The following is a 16,367-nucleotide window of genomic DNA, read 5'->3' on the forward strand; positions in this document are numbered from 1 at the left end:
TCGGGTGAGGCAAGCCGGGACCGTCGCGTACTTCGGCCGCATCCATCTGGCGGGCCGGGCGGAGGGCGTGACCCGCCTGGAGTTCTTCCTGGACCTGGTCTTCGTCTACGCGTTCCTCAACGTCACCGGGGTGACCGCCGAGCAGTTCAACGTCGCCGGGGTGCCCCGCGGCATGTTGCTGCTGGTGCTGTTGTGGTGGTGCTGGGTCCACTACGCGTGGCTGGGCAACGTGGTCCGGCTCAACCGGGGCGTGCTGCCGGCGGTGACCTTCGGGCTGGCCGCGACGCTGTTCGTGATGGCGCTGACCGTTCGGGAGGCGTTCGTCGACCGGCCCGGCGGGCTGCCGGGACCGCTGGTCTTCGCGGTGGGGTACGTCGTCGCCCGGGGCGGGCCGTTGCTGGTCGCCGCGTTGGCGCTGCGCCACCGGCCCGAGCTGCGCCGGCAGTTCCGCCGGGTGTGGCCGCCAGCCATCGCCGGGATGCTGCTCGTCCTCGCGTCCGCCCTGCTCCCGGCGCTCACCGACGACCGGCTGCTACGGGACTGGACCCGGTTCGGTCTCGTCGTGCTCGCCATCGTCATCGAGTACGCGGGGGTGTACGCCGCCGGGACCGGGGCGTGGCGGCTACGGTCCATTCCGTACTGGGCGGAGCGGCACAGCCTGATCATCCTGATCGGTTTCGGCGAGACCATCATCTCGGTGGGGTTGAGCCAGGGCGCTGCGGTGGCCCAACCGGTGACCTGGCCGGTGATCGCCGGTGTGCTGCTCAGCGTGGTGCTGATCGGGACGCTCTGGTGGACCTACTTCGACATCGCCCGTTTCGCCGCTGAGCAGGCGCTGGGGCAGGTTTCCGGTGCCCGGCGGACCAGACTCGCCCGGGACGCGTACAGCTATCTGCACCTGCCGATGATGGCCGGGTTGATCCTGGTGTCCCTGGCGCTCAAGCACGCTCTGGCCCAGCTGCGCATCCCGTCGGAGCCGGACGCCCTCGGGCCGATGGTGCTCTACGGCGGCGTCGTGCTCTACCTGGTCGGCCTCTTCGCCTTCGAGGTCCGGACCCTGCGCCTGTTCGGGCGCTCGCCCCTGCTCGGCATCGTGTTGACCCTCGCGCTGCTGCCGGTGGCGGTCGGCCTGCCGGTACTGCCGCAGCTCGTCCTGCTGACCGTCGCGGTGGGCGTCATGGCGATCTCCGACGCCACCGTGTTCCGGCACAAGCACCGGGAACTGCACGCCCACATCGGTACGCCGAGCGAGGAGGGCACCGGTGTCACCCCGAAGGAGCTCTTCCTCGATCTGGTCTTCGTGTTCGCGTTCCTTCAGGTGTCCGCCCTGATGTCGGATGATCCCACCTGGTCCGGTCTGCTCCGTGGCCTGCTGGTGCTGGCGGTGCTCTGGTCGGCGTGGTCTACCTACGTCTGGCTCGCCACGTCGGTCCGTGCGGAGACGGCGGCGGTGCGGGCCGCGATCGTGACGGTGGTCGCGGTGACGGCGGTGATCAGCATTGCCGTGCCGCAGGCCCTCGCGGACGCCGCGGGCGGCCTGTCGGGACCGGTCGTGTTCGTGACCTGCTACGCGGTGATCAGGCTGCTGGCCCTCGCGGCGCTGTGGTTGACGTCGCACAGTCGGGGCGAGCGGGTTCGCCGGGGCAACGTCGGTCGCATGGCGGCACCGACGCTGCTCGCGTTGGCCCTGCTGGTGGTGGCGGCCCTCGCGCCGCACCCGGTCGGCGACATCCGGCAGCTCTCGCCGCTCCGTGTGACGCTGTGGGTGGCGGCGATCGGAATCGACATCATGGGGCCGCTGATCATCCGCCCCCACCGGTGGCGGATCATGTCCGCCCGGCACTGGGCGGACCGGTTCAGCCTCATCATCATCATCGGCCTGGGCGAGGCGGTGATCGCGATCGGTGCCGCCGTCTTCTACTCCCCCGTCTCCAACCGCATCGTCGTGGCCGCCGTGCTCGGCACCGCGTTGCTGGGCGTCCTGTGGTGGCTCTACTTCGGGTGCGACGCCGAGCTCGCCGAGCGGACGCTGGCGGAGCGGCACGGAGCAGCGCGGGGCGCCCTGGCCCGGGACGCGTACCTCTACCTGCACCTGCCGATGATCGCCGGGATCGTGCTCGTCTCCCTCGGGCTGCGCAAGGTCATGATGGTGCTCGGCACCCAGGCGTTCTTCGTGGCCAGTCCCCCGCTGTACCCGGTGGCGCACGTCGCGTTGTACGGCGGAGTCCTGCTGTTCCTGGTCGCGGACGAGGCGTTCTGGTGGCGGGTCGCCGGCGACCTGCGGCCGCGCCGGGTGGTCACCGCTCTCGTCGTGGCGGCGCTGGCGGTGGTGACCGCCGGGTTGTCCCCGCTGGTGACGTTGAGCGCGCTGGTCGGTGCCGGGCTGCTGCTGGTCGTCGTGGAGGTGACCCGGGGTGCCGACCTGCGGCGTCCGGCGCCCTCCCCCGGATCGGCCGGGGCGGCCGGGCAACGGTGAGGCCCTGGTCAGTCGCCGTCGACGCGACGGTCGCGCTTGCGCTGGGACTGCCGCTTCTTCTCGGCCAGGCGGCGCTCCTTGGCCGCGCGGGAGGGTCGCGTCTGGCGCCGCGCCTTCGGCGGCGGCGCGATCGCCTCGCGCAGCAGCGCCGCCATCCGGTCCCGGGCGGCCTCCCGGTTGGCGAGCTGGGCCCGGTGCTCGCTGGCGGTCACGGTGAGCACCCCGTCGACGAGCCGGCCGGCGAGACGGTCGAGGGCCCGCGCGCGGAGGGCGTCCGGGATGCCCGGGGAGGTGCCCAGGTCGAAGCTGAGCTCGACCCGCGAGTCGGTCGTGTTGACGCCCTGGCCGCCCGGGCCGGAGGACCGGGAGAAGCGCTCCCGCAGCTCGGCGTCGGGCACGACCCACCGGTCGTTCACCCGCAGCCCTCCGTCCATGCCCCGAGGCTAACGCCGCGGCCGGCGCGGTACGCGCGGTCCCCCGCACGCGCGGCCCGCGCCGGTCAGCGGGGAGCGGTGGTGGCGGAGGGGCTCGGGTCGGCACGCTCGGGTTCGCCGTCGGAGCCGACCGCCGCGTACGCGACGGCACCGACCAGCAGCAGGGCGATCACGCCGACCTTGGTCGTGACCACCCGGATGAGCAGCCACGCGGTGCGCCGGGCGCCGGGCACCGACTTTTTCACGGTCTGGTAGTCGGTCCACCCGCGTCGCGCCCGGGCGTACGCCGACCCCACACCGGTTCCGATGATCAGGCCCACCAGGAGGAGGACCGCGATGAGAGGACGCTCCACCCCCGTCAGTATTCATACTCAGCGTGATATTTCCATGGCTTGATGGATGCGCGCTGAAATCCGACACATCCCCTATTCCACGCGTAATCGGTCAGTCACTCACCGTAACTCAGCCACCCTTGCCGATGATGGTGTCGGCCGTCTGCTGGACCTGCTCGATCGGGATGGCGAAGCCGATGCCGATCGACCCGTTCCCGTCGATCGTGGCGATCGCGGTGTTCACACCGACCACCTCGCCGCGCGCGTTCACGAGTGGACCGCCGGAGTTGCCCGGGTTGATCGACGCGTCCGTCTGGACGGCGGTGTGCCGGTTGTCGCCGAGGCGTACCTGCCGGTCCAGGGCGCTCACGATGCCGGCCGTGACCGTACCGGCCAGGCCGAGCGGCGAGCCGACGGCGAGGACCGGCTCCCCCACCCGGGTCGACCCCGGTTTCGCCAGCGGCAGCGCGGACAGGCCGGCCGACGGCGGGACCCGCAGCACCGCGAGGTCGCTGCGGGGCTCCCGGCCGACCACCTCCGCGGCGAACCGCCGCCCGTCCGGCAACTCCACGGTCACCGAGCCGTTCCGGCCCTTCGCCAGGATGTGGTCGTTGGTGATGATGTGCTGCTGGTCGTCCACGGCGAAACCGGAGCCGGTCGCCGAGGCGCCGCCCGCACCGCCCACCAGCACCGACACCACCCCCGGGACGGTCTTCTCGGCCGCCGTCACCAGTTCCGCCGGCACCGGGGCGGCCGAGGCCGCCGCCGGGCCCGGTGCGCCCTCCCGGCTCGCGACCAGCCCACCGGCCGCCGCGCCGGAGGCGCTGGAGAGGGCGACCACCGCCAGGCCGGCCAGCAGCCGCCCGTGCCAGCGCCGTCCCGCCCCGGCCCGGTCCGATCCGGGTACGTCCCAGCGGGACCGCCCGTCGGGGTCCAGCTCCGGCGAGACGAACCAGGGGCCGCGCGGCTCGCCCAGCCCGGTCTGCACTGCCATGCGTACGCTCCTCACGTGTCGATCGGCCGCACCGTGACCGGCTCCGGTCGGGTCAGGGCAGGCGGGAGAACCAGCGCATCGAGCCCGCCGCCGCGCCCATGGCGAAAACCAGTCCGAGGCCGATGAACCGGGCCGAGACGTCCTGCCGCTCGGTGCGGTAGCCCACCGAACTGCCGATGTCCTCGTAGACCGCCTTCAGCTCCTCGGCGCTGCCGGCCTCGTGGAACCGGCCGCCGGTCTCGTCGGCGACGGCGCTCAGGGTCTGCCCGTCGACCGGCACGGGGATCGGCCGGCCGAACCGGTCGACGAAGCCGTTCGGGGTGCCGAACACGATGGTGTAGACCGGGACCTTCATGGCCACCGCGTCGGCCGCGGCCTCCATCGGGTCCATGCCGGCCGTGTTGGCACCGTCCGACAGCACGACGATCCGGGCCGGCGGCGGGTTCTTCGCCGCCTGGGCGTCGAAGCTCCGCACGGCCCCGAGCGAGGTGTTGATCGCCTCCCCGATCGCCGTCCCCTGCACGCCGGTCGCGCCCTCGACCAGCCGGCCGATCCCCTCGTGCAGGGCCTCCCGGTCGGTGCTCGGCGGCACCAGCATGGCGGCGCTGCCGGCGAACGCCACCAGACCGACGTTGAACTCGTCGGGAAGGCCGTCGACGAAGGACCGGGCCGCTTCCCGGGCGGCGCTGAGCCGGTCCGGCTCCACGTCGTCGGCGAGCATCGAGGTGGAGACGTCCACCGCCACCATGACGGTCGCCCGCTCCCGGGGCACCCGCACCTCGGCGGTGGGCCGGGCGAAGCCGACCACCAGCAGCGCGAGCATGGCGAGGAAGAGCCCGGCGGGGACGTGCCGGCGCCACGCCGGACGCTGCGGGGCGATCCGGTCGAGCAGCCGCAGGTTGGTGAAGCGCACGGCGTACCGGCTGCGGCGGCGCTGCACCAGGATGTAGCCGACGACCAGCGCGAGCACGCCGAGCAGCAGCCACAGGCGGACCGGCGACAGCCAGATCACGCGGCACCTCCCCGGATCGTCGTGGCGGGTGCGGCGGCCAGCCGGCGTTGCCGGTGCACGTGGCGCACGACGTCCGCCGCCCAGTCCCGGTCGGTCCGCAGCGGCAGGTGCGCCGCGCCGCTGCGCCGCAGCGCCTCGCGTACCTGGTCGCGCTGGGCGGCCGCAGCGGCCGCGTACCGCTCCCGCAGGGCCGGATCCCCGGTCCAGACGTCCCGCCGCCGGCCGCTCTCCGGGTCCATCAGGGTGACCAGGCCGACGTCCGGCAGGTCCCACTCCCGCGGGTCGGTCACCTCGACGGCGAGCACCTGGTGGCGGACGGCCAGCCGGCGCAGGGTCCGCTCCCAGGGCGCCGCCTGTGCCGGGTCGTCGGGCAGACCGTCGAGGAAGTCCGAGACGACCACCACGAGCCCGCGCCGGGTGGCCACCCGGTGCACGGCGTCCAGCGCCTCGACCAGGTCGGGCGGCGCGAGCGGGGCGGTGTCCTCGTCGTAGCCACCGGTACGCGGCGCGGCCAGCAGCGTCCGGAGCAGCCCGAACAGGTGGGTACGCCCGGTGCCGGGCGGGAAGCGGCGCAGCCCGGTCGGCGTGAGCACCTGCGCGCCGAGGCGGTTGCCGACCCCGGCGGTGAGGAAGCCGACCGCGGCGACGGCGGCCACGGCGAGTTCCCGCTTGTCCAGCTCCGCCGTGCCGTACTCCATGCTGGGGCTGGCGTCGACCAGCAGCCACGTGGTGAGTTCCCGGTCCGCGTCGACCTCGCGTACGTGCGGCACCGCCGTGCGGGCGGTCACCGCCCAGTCCATCCGCCGGACCTCGTCCTCCCCGGGGCGGTACTCCCGGCTGCCGGCGGGCTCGCTGCCCGGCCCCGGCAGCAGCCCCTGGTGCTCCCCGTGCAGCAGTCCGTCCAGCCGCCGGGTCACGGTCAGCTCCAGCCGGCGCAGCCGCGCGTCCCCGGCGAGGTCGGCCACGCCGGGGTCCGGCGGCAGGGTCGCCGCCGTCCTGCCCCGCCACCTCATCAGGCGGCCGCCAGGTCCGCGGCCTGTTCCGGGTGCTCCGTGGCGACGCGGGGCGGTGGTACGGCATCGACCAGCCGCCGGACCACCGACTCGGCGGACACCCCGTCGGCGACCGCGTCGAAGGAGAGCACCAGCCGGTGGGCGAGCACGTCCACCGCCAGATCGCGGATGTCCTCGGGCAGCACGTACTCCCGGCCGTGCAGCAGCGCCTGCGCCCGTGCCGCGGCGACCAGGCCGAGCGTGGCGCGGGGGCTCGCCCCGTACGCGAGCAGCGGCGCGATCTCGGGCAGCCCGAACCGGCCGGGGTCGCGGGTGGCGAGGACGAGCCGGACCACGTACTCGGCGAGGGCGTGGTGCACGAAGACGCGGGCCGCCCGGGCCTGGAGGTCGAGCAGCCGCTGCGGGTCCAGCACCCGGCGGGGCGTGGGCCGGTCGACGCTCATCCGGTAGAGGATCGCGAGTTCCTCGTCGTCGGTCGGGTAGTCGACGACGATCTTCATCAGGAACCGGTCACGCTGCGCCTCGGGCAGCTGGTAGACGCCCTCGGACTCGATCGGGTTCTGGGTGGCCAGCACCAGGAACGGCTCGGGGACCTCCCAGCTCCGCCCGCCGATCGAGACCTGCCGCTCGGCCATCGCCTCCAGCAGCGCGGACTGCACCTTCGCCGGAGCCCGGTTGATCTCGTCGGCGAGCACCAGGTTCGCCATGATCGGGCCCAGCTCGATGTCGAAGGTCTCCCGCGAGGCCCGGTAGATGCGCGTGCCGACGATGTCCGACGGGACCAGGTCGGGGGTGAACTGGATACGGGAGAAACCGCCCCCCACGACCGTGGCGAGGGTCTGCGCCGCGAGCGTCTTCGCAACGCCGGGCACCCCCTCCAGGAGGCAGTGACCGTCGGCCAGGAGGGCGGTGAGCAGGCGCTCGACAAGCCGGTCCTGCCCGACGATCACGCGTCTGACCTCGGCGAGGGTCTGCTGCAGCTCGGCGCTGGTCGCGTCGGGATCGACCGCGTTGGGCATGCTGGCCAGGGTGTCCGAGATGTCCGTCACGGTGCTTGCTTCCCGTGCCGGCCGTCGGACAAACGTCGGAATTACCGCCGCTACCAGGCACTTACCGGTCGAACCATGGCCGGAGCGGGACAAGCCGCCCAGCCGGCCGGAGAGGGAACCGGCTCCCGGCTTCAAGGACCGGCTCCCGGCTTCAAGCGACGCCGGGAGCCGGTCCGTCGAGGACTCAGACCACCGGGTGGACGACCAGGTGGAACGGCAGGCTCTTGTTGCCGCCGGCCGAGGTGCGGGTGGCCACGAAGATCGAGTTGGCCAGGTCCCGCCGGGGCGCCGAAGCGATCTCCCCACTCGGCGGGACGTAGAGACTCCTCGTCGTGCCGATGGTCGCGGTGTGGATGGCGGTGGCGACGTTGACCGGGAAGTTCACCGAGAACCAGCCGACGCCGACCTGGGTGACCGTGATGCCCGGGTGGGAGGCGCGGGTGACCTGCCACACCCCGGTCACCGGGTTCTGCTCGACCACCGCTCCGTACAGGGTGCCGATCGCGAGCGTGCCCGCCTCACCCCTGGCGAGGGCGGCCCTGGCCGCCGCCCGCTCCACCCCGGTCACCGGGGGCTGGGCGTTCGCCCGCGGCTGGCGCAGCGACTGCGCGGCCTCGGCGGGAGGTTGCGTGCCCGGCTTCGCGACGGCCATCCCGCCGCCGGCGAGGGTGAGGGCCAGGACGACGAACGCGACCGTCGCGGCCTTGCGTCTGAGGATCGAGGTCATGACAGGACTCCCTTTTTGTGACCGTGATGATCCGGCCGACCCGGGATGACGGGACGGTTTGCCTGACGATTTCGCCGGTGCGGAAAATGAGCACCATTCGCCGGGAATCATTGATCACCGAGCGCACCGCGAATGGCGGCTTCACACCGACCATATGGACTCTGACCTGCGGCAACCACTGAAAGACGTGACGCCGCAACCAGGTGGAAACTAACACCACAAAAAGCTGGACGTCAATAGTCGATCACGCCTGGCAAACCCATTCCATAAATGCGAAAAGCGAACGCCCGCCCATTCATGAAAACGCTGCGTTCGCGGTCCGGGTCCGCGCCCCCGGCGGTGACACCCTAGTCTGCTGACGTGCGCGGAACGGACGGGGACGGCGGCGGGCGCGCCGCCACGCTGGTCTGCTGGGCGGCCGTCGTGCCGGGTGTCGGGTGGGCGGTGGTCCGCCTGCTCGGCCTGGACCGGGGACCGCTCGTCCAGTTGCTGGCGTTCACGCCGTACGTCGCGGCGGGCAGCCTGCTCCCCCTGGTGCTGACGGTCGCCCTGCGGCGCCGGTGGCCCGCGATGGTCGCGGCGCTGACGACGGTGGCGCTGGTCGCCGTGGTGGCGCCGCGGGCGATCGGCTCGGCCCCGCCGGACGCCGGCGGGCCGGCCCTCCGGCTGCTGACCGCGAACCTGCTGGCCGGCACCGCCGACGCACGGGTGCTCGTCGACCTGGTCCGCCGGCACTCGGTCGACGTGCTCGCCGTGCAGGAGTTCACCCCGGAGATCGGTGCGGAGCTGGACCGGCTGGGCCTGGACACCCTGCTACCGCACCGGGAACTGCACCCGGCGGAGGGCACGCTCGGCTCCGGGCTGTACGCGCGCTTCCCCGTCAGCGCGGGCGGCGTCCGGCACAACCGCGGCGGCTGGGGCTTCGACCAGGCGTACGCGACGGTCGCCGTGCCGGGCGCGCCGCCGGTCCGGGTGGAGTCGGCGCATCCCGCCGCGCCCTACGCGCTCGACCAGGTCGGCCACTGGCGCACGGATCTCGCAGCTCAGCCACCGGCGACCCCGGACGGGTCGCTGAGCATCCTCGCCGGCGACTTCAACGCGACGCTCGACCACGGCCCGCTGCGCGCCCTGCTCGACACCGGGTACGTGGACGCGGCCGAGGCGGCCGGCGCCGGGCTCACCGGGACGTGGGGGCCGTACGACGGCGATCCCATCCCGCCGGTCACCATCGACCACGTGCTGGTGGACCGGCGGATCGCCGTCCGCGGCGTCTCCGTGCACCCGGTCCGCGGCAGCGACCACCGCGCGGTGCTGGCCGTCCTCCGCCTCCCGACCTCGGTGTAAGGAAGGGCCCCTTGTTAACGCCTGGTGTTGTAAAAGGGTCCCTTCCTAACGCCTCACACCCGCGCCCGGTCCAGCCCGTACGTGAGGGCGTCGACGAGGGCGTGCCAGCTGGCCTCCACCACGTTCGGGTGCACCCCGACGGTGGTCCAGTCACGGCCGGCGCCGTCGGAGGTCTCCACCAGCACCCGGGTCACCGCGCCGGTGCCGTGGCTACCCTCCAGGATCCGCACCTTGTAGTCGGCGAGCTCGAAGTCGCGCAGTTCCGGGTAGTGCTTCGCCAGGCCGACGCGCAGCGCCTCGTCGAGCGCGTTGACCGGGCCGTTCCCCTCCGCGGTGGCGATCACTCGCTCCCCGCGTACGCGGATCTTGACCGTCGCCTCGGAGACGACCGCGCCGTCCTCGCGGTGCTCGACCAGCACCCGGTACGACTCCAGCGCGAACGGCCGCGCGGGCGCCGCGTCCGGCAGCTCGGAGCGGACCAGCAGCTCGAACGAGGCGTCGGCGGCCTCGAAGGACCAGCCGCCGGCCTCCAGTTCCTTCACCCGGTTGGTGACCCGGGTCAGGGTCTCCGGATGGCCGGCCAGGTCCAGGCCCAGCTCTCGGCTCTTGAGCTCGACACTGGCCCGGCCGGCCATCTCGGTGACGAGGATCCGCATGTCGTTGCCCACCACCTGTGGGTCCACGTGGTTGTAGAGCAGCGGATCCACCTTGATCGCGCTCGCGTGCAGCCCCGCCTTGTGGGCGAAGGCGGCGGCCCCGACGTACGCCTGGTGGGTGTCGGGGGCGATGTTGGCGATCTCGGCGATGGCGTGGGAGACCCGCACCATCTGCTCGAGGCAGCCCGCCGGTAGGACCGGCAGCCCGAGCTTGAGCTGGAGGTTCGCCACGACGGCGAAGATGTCGGCGTTGCCGGGGCGCTCGCCGTACCCGTTGGCGGTGCCCTGGACGTGCCGTACGCCCGCCTCCACCGCGGCGATGGTGTTGGCCACCGCGCAGGCGGTGTCGTTCTGGCAGTGGATGCCGAGCAGGTCGGGGGCGACGCCGATCCGGTCGGTGAGGTCGGCGATGGCGGCCGTGACGTGGGAGGGCAGCATGCCGCCGTTGGTGTCGCAGAGGACGAAACGCTCGGCGCCCGCGGCGAGCGCGGCCTCGACGACCCCCGCCGTGTACGCCGGGTCGTGCCGGTAGCCGTCGAAGAAGTGCTCGCCGTCGACGAACACCCGCCGCCCCTCGGCCACCAGGTGCGCCACCGTGTCGTGGATCATCGCCAGGTTCTCCTTGGCGGTGGTCCGCAGCGCCCGCTCCACGTGCCGCAGGTCGGCCTTGGCGACCAGGGCGATCGCCGGGGTCTCCGCGTCCAGCAGGCCGCGTACCTGCGGGTCCTCGGCGACGGCCACCCCGGCGCGGCGGGTGGCGCCGAACGCGACCAGCACCGCGTGCCTCAGGTCGAGTTCGGTACGCGCCCGGCGGAAGAACTCCGTGTCCTTGGGCACGGCGCCCGGCCATCCGCCCTCGATGAAGCCGACCCCGAACTCGTCGAGCAGCCGGGCCACCGCGAGCTTGTCCACCACCGAGTAGCTGAGCCCCTCGCGCTGGGCGCCGTCGCGCAAGGTCGTGTCGTAGACCTGGAACGTCATCGGGATCCTTTCTCAAGCAACAAAAAGACCCCCCGCGGATGCGGGAGGTCTGCGCGCTCGGCGGAGGGGAGGCCGGCGCGCTAGGTGCCAATAATCAGGACGGTGCTGGTCACGATCGTTACTGTGCCACCCCGGTGCTGGTTTTGGGAGCGCAATCCACATTCCGGGACGGTGACGGAGGGTCGTCATACCCTGTCGATGTCGGCGAGCCGGCGGAAATCCGGCGTTGGTGATCAGCTTCACAAGTCACCCGGCCGCCACCAGGCGTGAACACCGGTGGGGGAAGTATCTGGAACCGATCCAGTTGCCGGCCCCGTGCCGCTGTCAAGGAGGACCCGTGCTCACTGTCGGTGACCACTTCCCCGAGTACGAACTCACCGCCTGCGTGTCGCTCGACGCCGACAAGGCGTTCGAGACGATCAACCACAAGTCCTACGAGGGCAAGTGGCGCGTCGTATTCTTCTGGCCGAAGGACTTCACGTTCATCTGCCCGACCGAGATCGCCGAGTTCGGCCGCCTCAACGGCGAGTTCGCCGACCGGGACGCCCAGGTCCTCGGTGTGTCGGTCGACAACGAGTTCGTCCACTACGCGTGGCGCAAGGACCACCCGGACCTGCGGGACCTGCCCTTCCCGATGCTGAGCGACATCAAGCGTGAGCTGACCGCCGCGTGCGGCGTCCTCGGCGAGGACGGCGTAGCGCAGCGGGCGACCTTCATCGTCGACCCCGACAACGAGATCCAGTTCGCCATGGTGACCGCCGGCTCCGTCGGCCGGAACGTCTCCGAGGTGCTGCGGGTGCTCGACGCGCTCCAGACGGACGAACTGTGCCCGTGCAACTGGAACAAGGGCGGCGAGACCCTCGACGCCACCGCGCTCCTCGCCGGCGCCGGGGCCTGACCATGGGTCTGGACGCGGTGAAGGCGGCTCTTCCCGAGTACGCCAAGGACATCAAGCTGAACCTGGGCTCGACCATCGGCACCTCCACGCTCAAGCCGGAACAGGCCTGGGGCACCGCCCTGGCCTGCGCCGTCGCGGCGCGCAACGCGGTGGTGCTGAAGGAGGTCGCCGAGGAGGCCGCCGCTCACCTGGGGCCGGATGCGGTCGAGGCGGCCAAGGGCGCCGCCGCGATCATGGCGATGAACAACGTCTACTACCGGGCCAAGCACCTGATCGGCGACGAGCAGTACCAGTCGATCCCGGCGCGGTTGCGGATGCAGATCATCGCGCGGCCGGGCGTGGAGAAGGCCGACTTCGAGCTGTGGTGCCTCGCCGTCTCTGCGATCACCGGCTGCGGTGTCTGCCTCGAGTCGCACGAGAAGACCCTGCGCGCCGCCGGCTTCAGCCGTGAGCAGGTGCACGAGGGCCTGCGCATCGCCGCGGTCGTGCACGCCGCCGCGGTCACCCTCGACGCCGAGGCCGCGCTCGCCTGAGTCAGCCGCGAAGGGCCGGCCGGTTCACACCGGCCGGCCCTTTTCGTTCGCGGCCCGGGGTGTACCGATCTCGACACCGGGTAGGACATGGGGCTGACAGGCACCAACCCCCGATCAGTCGAGTAGAGGAGATGAAACGCCATGGAGCGGCTCGACCCTCGAACGACCCACGGGACGCCGGACCCGCTCGTGACCGGCGGTCAGGGCGCCTTCCCGGGCGGCACGCCCGGCGGCACCTTCGACCCCTGGAGCTACCGGGACGACGCCGGTTTGATCGGCGCCGACCTGGTGGACTACAAGGTCGAGGCGAGTGACGGCAGCATCGGCAAGGTGGACCGGTCCAGCCACGAGGTCAACTCCAGCTACCTCGTTGTCGACACCGGCCCGTGGATCTTCGGCAAGAAGGTCATGATCCCTGCCGGCACCGTCAACCACGTCGACCACGACGAGCGGAAGGTCTACGTCGACCGGAGCAAGGACCAGATCAAGGCCGCGCCCGAGTTCGACGAGACCGCCGACACCGACCCGGCATACCGGGACAAGCTCGGTGGTTACTACGGCGACACGTACTCGGCCATCCCGCCGGGTACCGCCAGGTGACGGTGATCCTGTTCGACGGCCGGTGGGGCTCCGCCCCGCCGGCCGTTACCGTGTCGGGGTGGACGCAATCGAGGTCACCCGTTTCTCCACCCTCTTCAACTTCCGCGACATCGGCGGGGCGGTCGGCCACGACGGCCGCGCCGTCCGCCGGGGCCGGCTCTTCCGGTCCGACTCACCGCACCGACTCGACGACGCCGACCGGGAGGCGTTGGCCGCCCTCGGGGTACGGACGGTGCTCGACCTGCGCCGCCCGTACGAGGTGGAGCGCGACGGCCGGATTCCCGACCTGGACGGCCTGACCTGGCGGCACATCCACCCCGAGCACGCCGAGTGGAGCGACAACCCGTACCGGCCCGGAGCCGACCTGGCCCGCTACCTCGCCGACCGGTACGCGGACCTGGCGCAGACCGGCACCGCCGGGCTGGGCGAGGCCGTCGGGCTGATCGCCGACGACGTCAACGCGCCGGTGCTGGTGCATTGTGTGGCCGGCAAGGACCGCACCGGCATCGTCTGCGGCCTCACGCTCGCCGTGCTCGGCGTCGCCGACGCCGACATCGCGGCGGACTACGCCCTGAGCACCGAGGCCGGCGAGAAGTTCATGGCCTGGTTCAGGTCGACCGGGCAGCAAGTGCGGCCGGGGCTGCCGCCGCTCACCTGCCCCGAGGAGGCGATGCTGCTGTTCCTCGCCGAGCTCCGCGAGGGGTACGGCTCGGTCGAGGGGTACCTGCGGCACGCGGGCGTCACCGAAGCGCAGCTCGACACCCTCCGCAACCACCTGCTGGAGTAGCCGCCGAGGCCCGACGTTAAGAAGGGGCCCCTCCTCTACGCCAGGCGTTAAGAAGGGGCCCTTCCTTTCAGAACACGCGGTGGACCCAGTCGTGCGGGTCGGGGGCGTTGCCGCGCTGGATGTCGACCAGCTGCTGGCGCAGGGCCATCGTCACCCGGCCCGGCTCCCCGCCACCGATGAGGAACTCGCCGTCCGGGAAGCGGACCGTGCCGATCGGGGTGATCACGGCGGCGGTGCCGCAGGCGAACACCTCGCGCAGCCGGCCGCTGGCCGCGTCGGCCTGCCAGTCCGCGAAGGTGACCGGCCGCTCCTCCACCCGGTGCCCCGCGCCGGCGGCCAGGGCGAGCACCGACTCCCGGGTGATGCCGGGCAGGATCGTGCCGGTCAGCGGCGGAGTGACCAGCGTGCCGTCGTCGTAGACGAAGAAGACGTTCATGCCGCCCAGCTCGTCGACGAACCGGCGCTCCACCGCGTCCAGGAAGACGACCTGGTCACAGCCGTGCTCGATCGCCTCCGCCTGCGCGACCAGCGAGGCGGCGTAGTTGCCGCCGCACTTCGCCGCGCCGGTGCCGCCCGGTGCCGCCCGCGTGTAGTCCGGCGAGACCCAGACCGTCACCGGCCGGACCCCACCCGAGAAGTACGCCCCGACCGGGGAGGCGATGACCGCGTACAGGTACTCGTTGGCGGGGCGGACACCGAGGAACACCTCGCTGGCGAACATGAACGGTCGCAGGTAGAGGCTGCCGTCCTCGCCCTCCGGGATCCACTCGCGGTCGACCTCGATGAGCCGGTGCAGCGAGTCGACGAAGGTCTCCTCGGGCAGCGTGGGCATCGCCATCCGCCGGGCGGACGCGGCGAACCGGGCCGCGTTGGCGTACGGGCGGAACATCGTCACCCCACCGTCGCCGCTCCGGTACGCCTTCATCCCCTCGAAGATCTCCTGCGCGTAGTGCAGGACGGCGGCGGCCGGGTCCATCGGGATCGGCGCCCGCGCCTCCACCCGGGCGTCGTACCAGCCCTTGCCGTCGGCGTAGCGGATGGTGACCATGTGGTCGGTGAAGACCCGCCCGAAGCCGGGGTTGGCCAGCAGTGCGGCCCGGTCGGCGGCGGATACCGGCGCGGGATTCGGACGGATCTCGAAGTCGAGCTTGTCACCACCGCTCATCGCGCTGACCTCCCTGGGGGACGGACGGCACACGGGTCCGCATGCCGAGAAGTCTGGTGCGAGAAACTTACCCCGAACGGTCGTTCAGCGGGTAGCGCCGCCGGGCCGCGTGGGCGCCGCCGGACGGGCCGACGTGGCGCCGCCCCTGGTGACGGGGTCGGGCCGGGTCGGTGGCCACGGGCGCCGGGTCGGGGCCCGTGGATCGCGGTCGCCGAGCGGCGACCGGACGGGTTCAGGCGGTCGCGTACGCGGCCAGCCGGTCGCCGACCTCGTCGGTGCGTACCGGTACGCCGGGCGTCCGCGCGGCCAGCTCCGCGCCGACGGCGGCGGTGATCCGGGCCGCCTCCTCGGCGTGGCCGAGCTGGTCGAGCAGGAGGGCGGCGGAGAGCACCGCCGCCACCGGGTCGGCCACACCGCGACCGGCGATGTCCGGCGCGGAGCCGTGCACCGGCTCGAACATCGACGGGTACGCGCCCTCGGGGTTGATGCTGCCGCTGGCCGCGAGCCCGATGCCGCCGGTGACCGCGGCGGCGATGTCGGTGAGGATGTCACCGAACAGGTTGTCGGTGACCACCACGTCGTACCGCTGGGGCTGGGTCACCAAAAACATCGCGGCGGCGTCGACGTGCTGGTACTCCGTCGCCACGTCGGGGTGCTCGGCGGCGACCGTCTCGAAGGTCCGCCCCCACAGCGATCCCGCGTGGGTGAGCACGTTGGTCTTGTGCACGAGGGTCACCTTGCGCCGCTCGCGCCGGCGGGCGCGGGCGAACGCGTCCCGGATCACCCGCTCCACTCCGTGCCGGGTGTTGAGGCTCTCCTCGGTGGCGATCTCCGCGGGGGTGCCCCGGTGCAGGCTGCCGCCGGCGCCCGCGTACAGGCCCTCAGTGCCCTCGCGGACCACGACCAGGTCGACCTCGCCGGGCTTGACGCCGCCGAGCGGGCCGGCCGTGCCGGGCCAGAGCCGCGACGGGCGCAGGTTCACGTACTGGTCGAAGGCGAAGCGCAGCTTGAGCAGCAGACCGCGTTCCAGCACACCGGGCGGGACGGTCGGGTCGCCGACGGCACCCAGCAGGATGGCGTCGTGCCCGGCCAGCTCGTCGAGCACCGAGTCGGGCAGCACCTCGCCGGTGCGGTGGTAACGGGCGGCACCGAGGTCGTACTCGGTGGCCGCCACGCCGGGAAGCACCGCGTCGACGACCTTGCGGGCCTGCGCGACCACCTCAGGGCCGATGCCGTCCCCGGCCACCACCGCGATCCGTGCCACGCTGCGCTCCTTCGCTCCACCGTTGAACCGACGGTACGCCGCCATCCCGACTCCCGGTACGAATCTTCCATCATCTGGGAAACCCGGATGCACAGGAGGCTT

Annotated in this window: 17 protein-coding genes; 7 read left to right on the top strand and 10 right to left on the bottom strand. The window is 72.4% G+C overall.

Annotation, left to right across the window (positions count from 1 at the left end; translation table 11 throughout):
* The first annotated feature begins 4 nt into the window (after positions 1 to 4).
* Positions 5 to 2,476 carry a low temperature requirement protein A gene (locus GKC29_RS28095; protein ID WP_155333672.1) on the top strand — a complete coding sequence of 824 codons (2,472 nt, stop codon included), beginning with the start codon at positions 5 to 7 and terminating at the stop codon, positions 2,474 to 2,476.
* Positions 2,477 to 2,484: 8 nt separating this feature from the next.
* Here GKC29_RS28095 and arfB read toward each other — a convergent pair whose 3' ends face one another.
* From arfB to GKC29_RS28130, 7 genes are all read right to left on the bottom strand, one after another.
* Positions 2,485 to 2,910, bottom strand: a complete 426-nt coding sequence (gene arfB / locus GKC29_RS28100; protein ID WP_155333673.1) for an alternative ribosome rescue aminoacyl-tRNA hydrolase ArfB — start codon at positions 2,908 to 2,910, stop codon at positions 2,485 to 2,487.
* A 65-nt stretch (positions 2,911 to 2,975) separates the two neighbouring features.
* On the bottom strand, positions 2,976 to 3,263 hold the full coding sequence (locus GKC29_RS28105) for a hypothetical protein (protein ID WP_155333674.1): 288 nt from the start codon (positions 3,261 to 3,263) through the stop codon (positions 2,976 to 2,978).
* Positions 3,264 to 3,372: 109 nt separating this feature from the next.
* Positions 3,373 to 4,236 (bottom strand): S1C family serine protease, encoded by an 864-nt coding sequence (locus GKC29_RS28110; RefSeq protein WP_155333675.1) that lies wholly within the window; start codon positions 4,234 to 4,236, stop codon positions 3,373 to 3,375.
* Positions 4,237 to 4,288: 52 nt separating this feature from the next.
* A complete protein-coding gene (locus GKC29_RS28115; protein ID WP_155333676.1) occupies positions 4,289 to 5,248 on the bottom strand; it encodes a VWA domain-containing protein in 960 nt (319 codons plus the stop codon).
* The gene (locus tag GKC29_RS28120) at positions 5,245 to 6,231 is read right to left on the bottom strand and encodes a DUF58 domain-containing protein (protein WP_196255959.1); all 987 of its coding nucleotides are present in this window, start codon (positions 6,229 to 6,231) and stop codon (positions 5,245 to 5,247) included. Before GKC29_RS28120 ends, GKC29_RS28115 begins: the two co-directional genes overlap by 4 nt.
* A 29-nt stretch (positions 6,232 to 6,260) precedes the next feature.
* Entirely contained in the window at positions 6,261 to 7,310 is a 1,050-nt protein-coding gene (locus tag GKC29_RS28125) for a MoxR family ATPase (protein WP_155333678.1), read from the bottom strand.
* A gap of 184 nt (positions 7,311 to 7,494) precedes the next feature.
* Positions 7,495 to 8,037, bottom strand: coding sequence for a hypothetical protein (locus GKC29_RS28130; RefSeq protein WP_155333679.1), 543 nt, complete (start codon positions 8,035 to 8,037; stop codon positions 7,495 to 7,497).
* Between the two features lie 17 nt (positions 8,038 to 8,054).
* Here GKC29_RS28130 and GKC29_RS28135 point away from each other — a divergent pair, with 17 nt between their 5' ends.
* Entirely contained in the window at positions 8,055 to 8,219 is a 165-nt protein-coding gene (locus tag GKC29_RS28135) for a hypothetical protein (RefSeq protein WP_155333680.1), read from the top strand.
* 220 nt (positions 8,220 to 8,439) lie between these two features.
* On the top strand, positions 8,440 to 9,381 hold the full coding sequence (locus GKC29_RS28140; protein ID WP_155334382.1) for an endonuclease/exonuclease/phosphatase family protein: 942 nt from the start codon (positions 8,440 to 8,442) through the stop codon (positions 9,379 to 9,381).
* A gap of 53 nt (positions 9,382 to 9,434) precedes the next feature.
* Here GKC29_RS28140 and cimA read toward each other — a convergent pair whose 3' ends face one another.
* Positions 9,435 to 11,018, bottom strand: a complete 1,584-nt coding sequence (cimA, locus tag GKC29_RS28145) for a citramalate synthase (protein WP_155333681.1) — start codon at positions 11,016 to 11,018, stop codon at positions 9,435 to 9,437.
* A 337-nt stretch (positions 11,019 to 11,355) separates the two neighbouring features.
* On the opposite strand from cimA, the gene GKC29_RS28150 reads away from it, so the two are divergent.
* The 4 genes from GKC29_RS28150 to GKC29_RS28165 all read left to right on the top strand — a co-directional run bounded on the left by GKC29_RS28150 (position 11,356) and on the right by GKC29_RS28165 (position 13,836).
* Positions 11,356 to 11,916: a peroxiredoxin gene (locus GKC29_RS28150; RefSeq protein WP_155333682.1), complete on the top strand. Its 561-nt coding sequence runs from the start codon at positions 11,356 to 11,358 to the stop codon at positions 11,914 to 11,916.
* Between the two features lie 2 nt (positions 11,917 to 11,918).
* Positions 11,919 to 12,449 carry a carboxymuconolactone decarboxylase family protein gene (locus GKC29_RS28155; RefSeq protein ID WP_155333683.1) on the top strand — a complete coding sequence of 177 codons (531 nt, stop codon included), beginning with the start codon at positions 11,919 to 11,921 and terminating at the stop codon, positions 12,447 to 12,449.
* A gap of 141 nt (positions 12,450 to 12,590) precedes the next feature.
* On the top strand, positions 12,591 to 13,049 hold the full coding sequence (locus GKC29_RS28160) for a PRC-barrel domain-containing protein (RefSeq protein ID WP_155333684.1): 459 nt from the start codon (positions 12,591 to 12,593) through the stop codon (positions 13,047 to 13,049).
* Between the two features lie 58 nt (positions 13,050 to 13,107).
* Positions 13,108 to 13,836 (top strand): tyrosine-protein phosphatase, encoded by a 729-nt coding sequence (locus tag GKC29_RS28165; protein WP_155333685.1) that lies wholly within the window; start codon positions 13,108 to 13,110, stop codon positions 13,834 to 13,836.
* A 67-nt stretch (positions 13,837 to 13,903) separates the two neighbouring features.
* On the opposite strand, the gene GKC29_RS28170 is transcribed toward GKC29_RS28165, so the two are convergent.
* Positions 13,904 to 15,001 carry a branched-chain amino acid aminotransferase gene (locus GKC29_RS28170; protein WP_155333686.1) on the bottom strand — a complete coding sequence of 366 codons (1,098 nt, stop codon included), beginning with the start codon at positions 14,999 to 15,001 and terminating at the stop codon, positions 13,904 to 13,906.
* Positions 15,002 to 15,233: 232 nt separating this feature from the next.
* Positions 15,234 to 16,265 carry a 3-isopropylmalate dehydrogenase gene (locus tag GKC29_RS28175; RefSeq protein ID WP_155333687.1) on the bottom strand — a complete coding sequence of 344 codons (1,032 nt, stop codon included), beginning with the start codon at positions 16,263 to 16,265 and terminating at the stop codon, positions 15,234 to 15,236.
* Positions 16,266 to 16,367: the final 102 nt, after the last annotated feature.

This window comes from Micromonospora sp. WMMC415 (assembly GCF_009707425.1).
Lineage (GTDB): Bacteria > Actinomycetota > Actinomycetes > Mycobacteriales > Micromonosporaceae > Micromonospora.

Bases quoted from the DNA above. Each gene is read 5' to 3' on its own strand.
- GKC29_RS28170 (WP_155333686.1), bottom strand. From the start codon at position 15,001: ATGAGCGGTGGTGACAAGCTCGACTTCGAGATCCGTCCGAATCCCGCG.
- GKC29_RS28130 (WP_155333679.1), bottom strand. From the start codon at position 8,037: ATGACCTCGATCCTCAGACGCAAGGCCGCGACGGTCGCGTTCGTCGTC.
- GKC29_RS28160 (WP_155333684.1), top strand. From the start codon at position 12,591: ATGGAGCGGCTCGACCCTCGAACGACCCACGGGACGCCGGACCCGCTC.
- cimA (WP_155333681.1), bottom strand. From the start codon at position 11,018: ATGACGTTCCAGGTCTACGACACGACCTTGCGCGACGGCGCCCAGCGC.
- GKC29_RS28155 (WP_155333683.1), top strand. From the start codon at position 11,919: ATGGGTCTGGACGCGGTGAAGGCGGCTCTTCCCGAGTACGCCAAGGAC.
- GKC29_RS28110 (WP_155333675.1), bottom strand. From the start codon at position 4,236: ATGGCAGTGCAGACCGGGCTGGGCGAGCCGCGCGGCCCCTGGTTCGTC.
- arfB (WP_155333673.1), bottom strand. From the start codon at position 2,910: ATGGACGGAGGGCTGCGGGTGAACGACCGGTGGGTCGTGCCCGACGCC.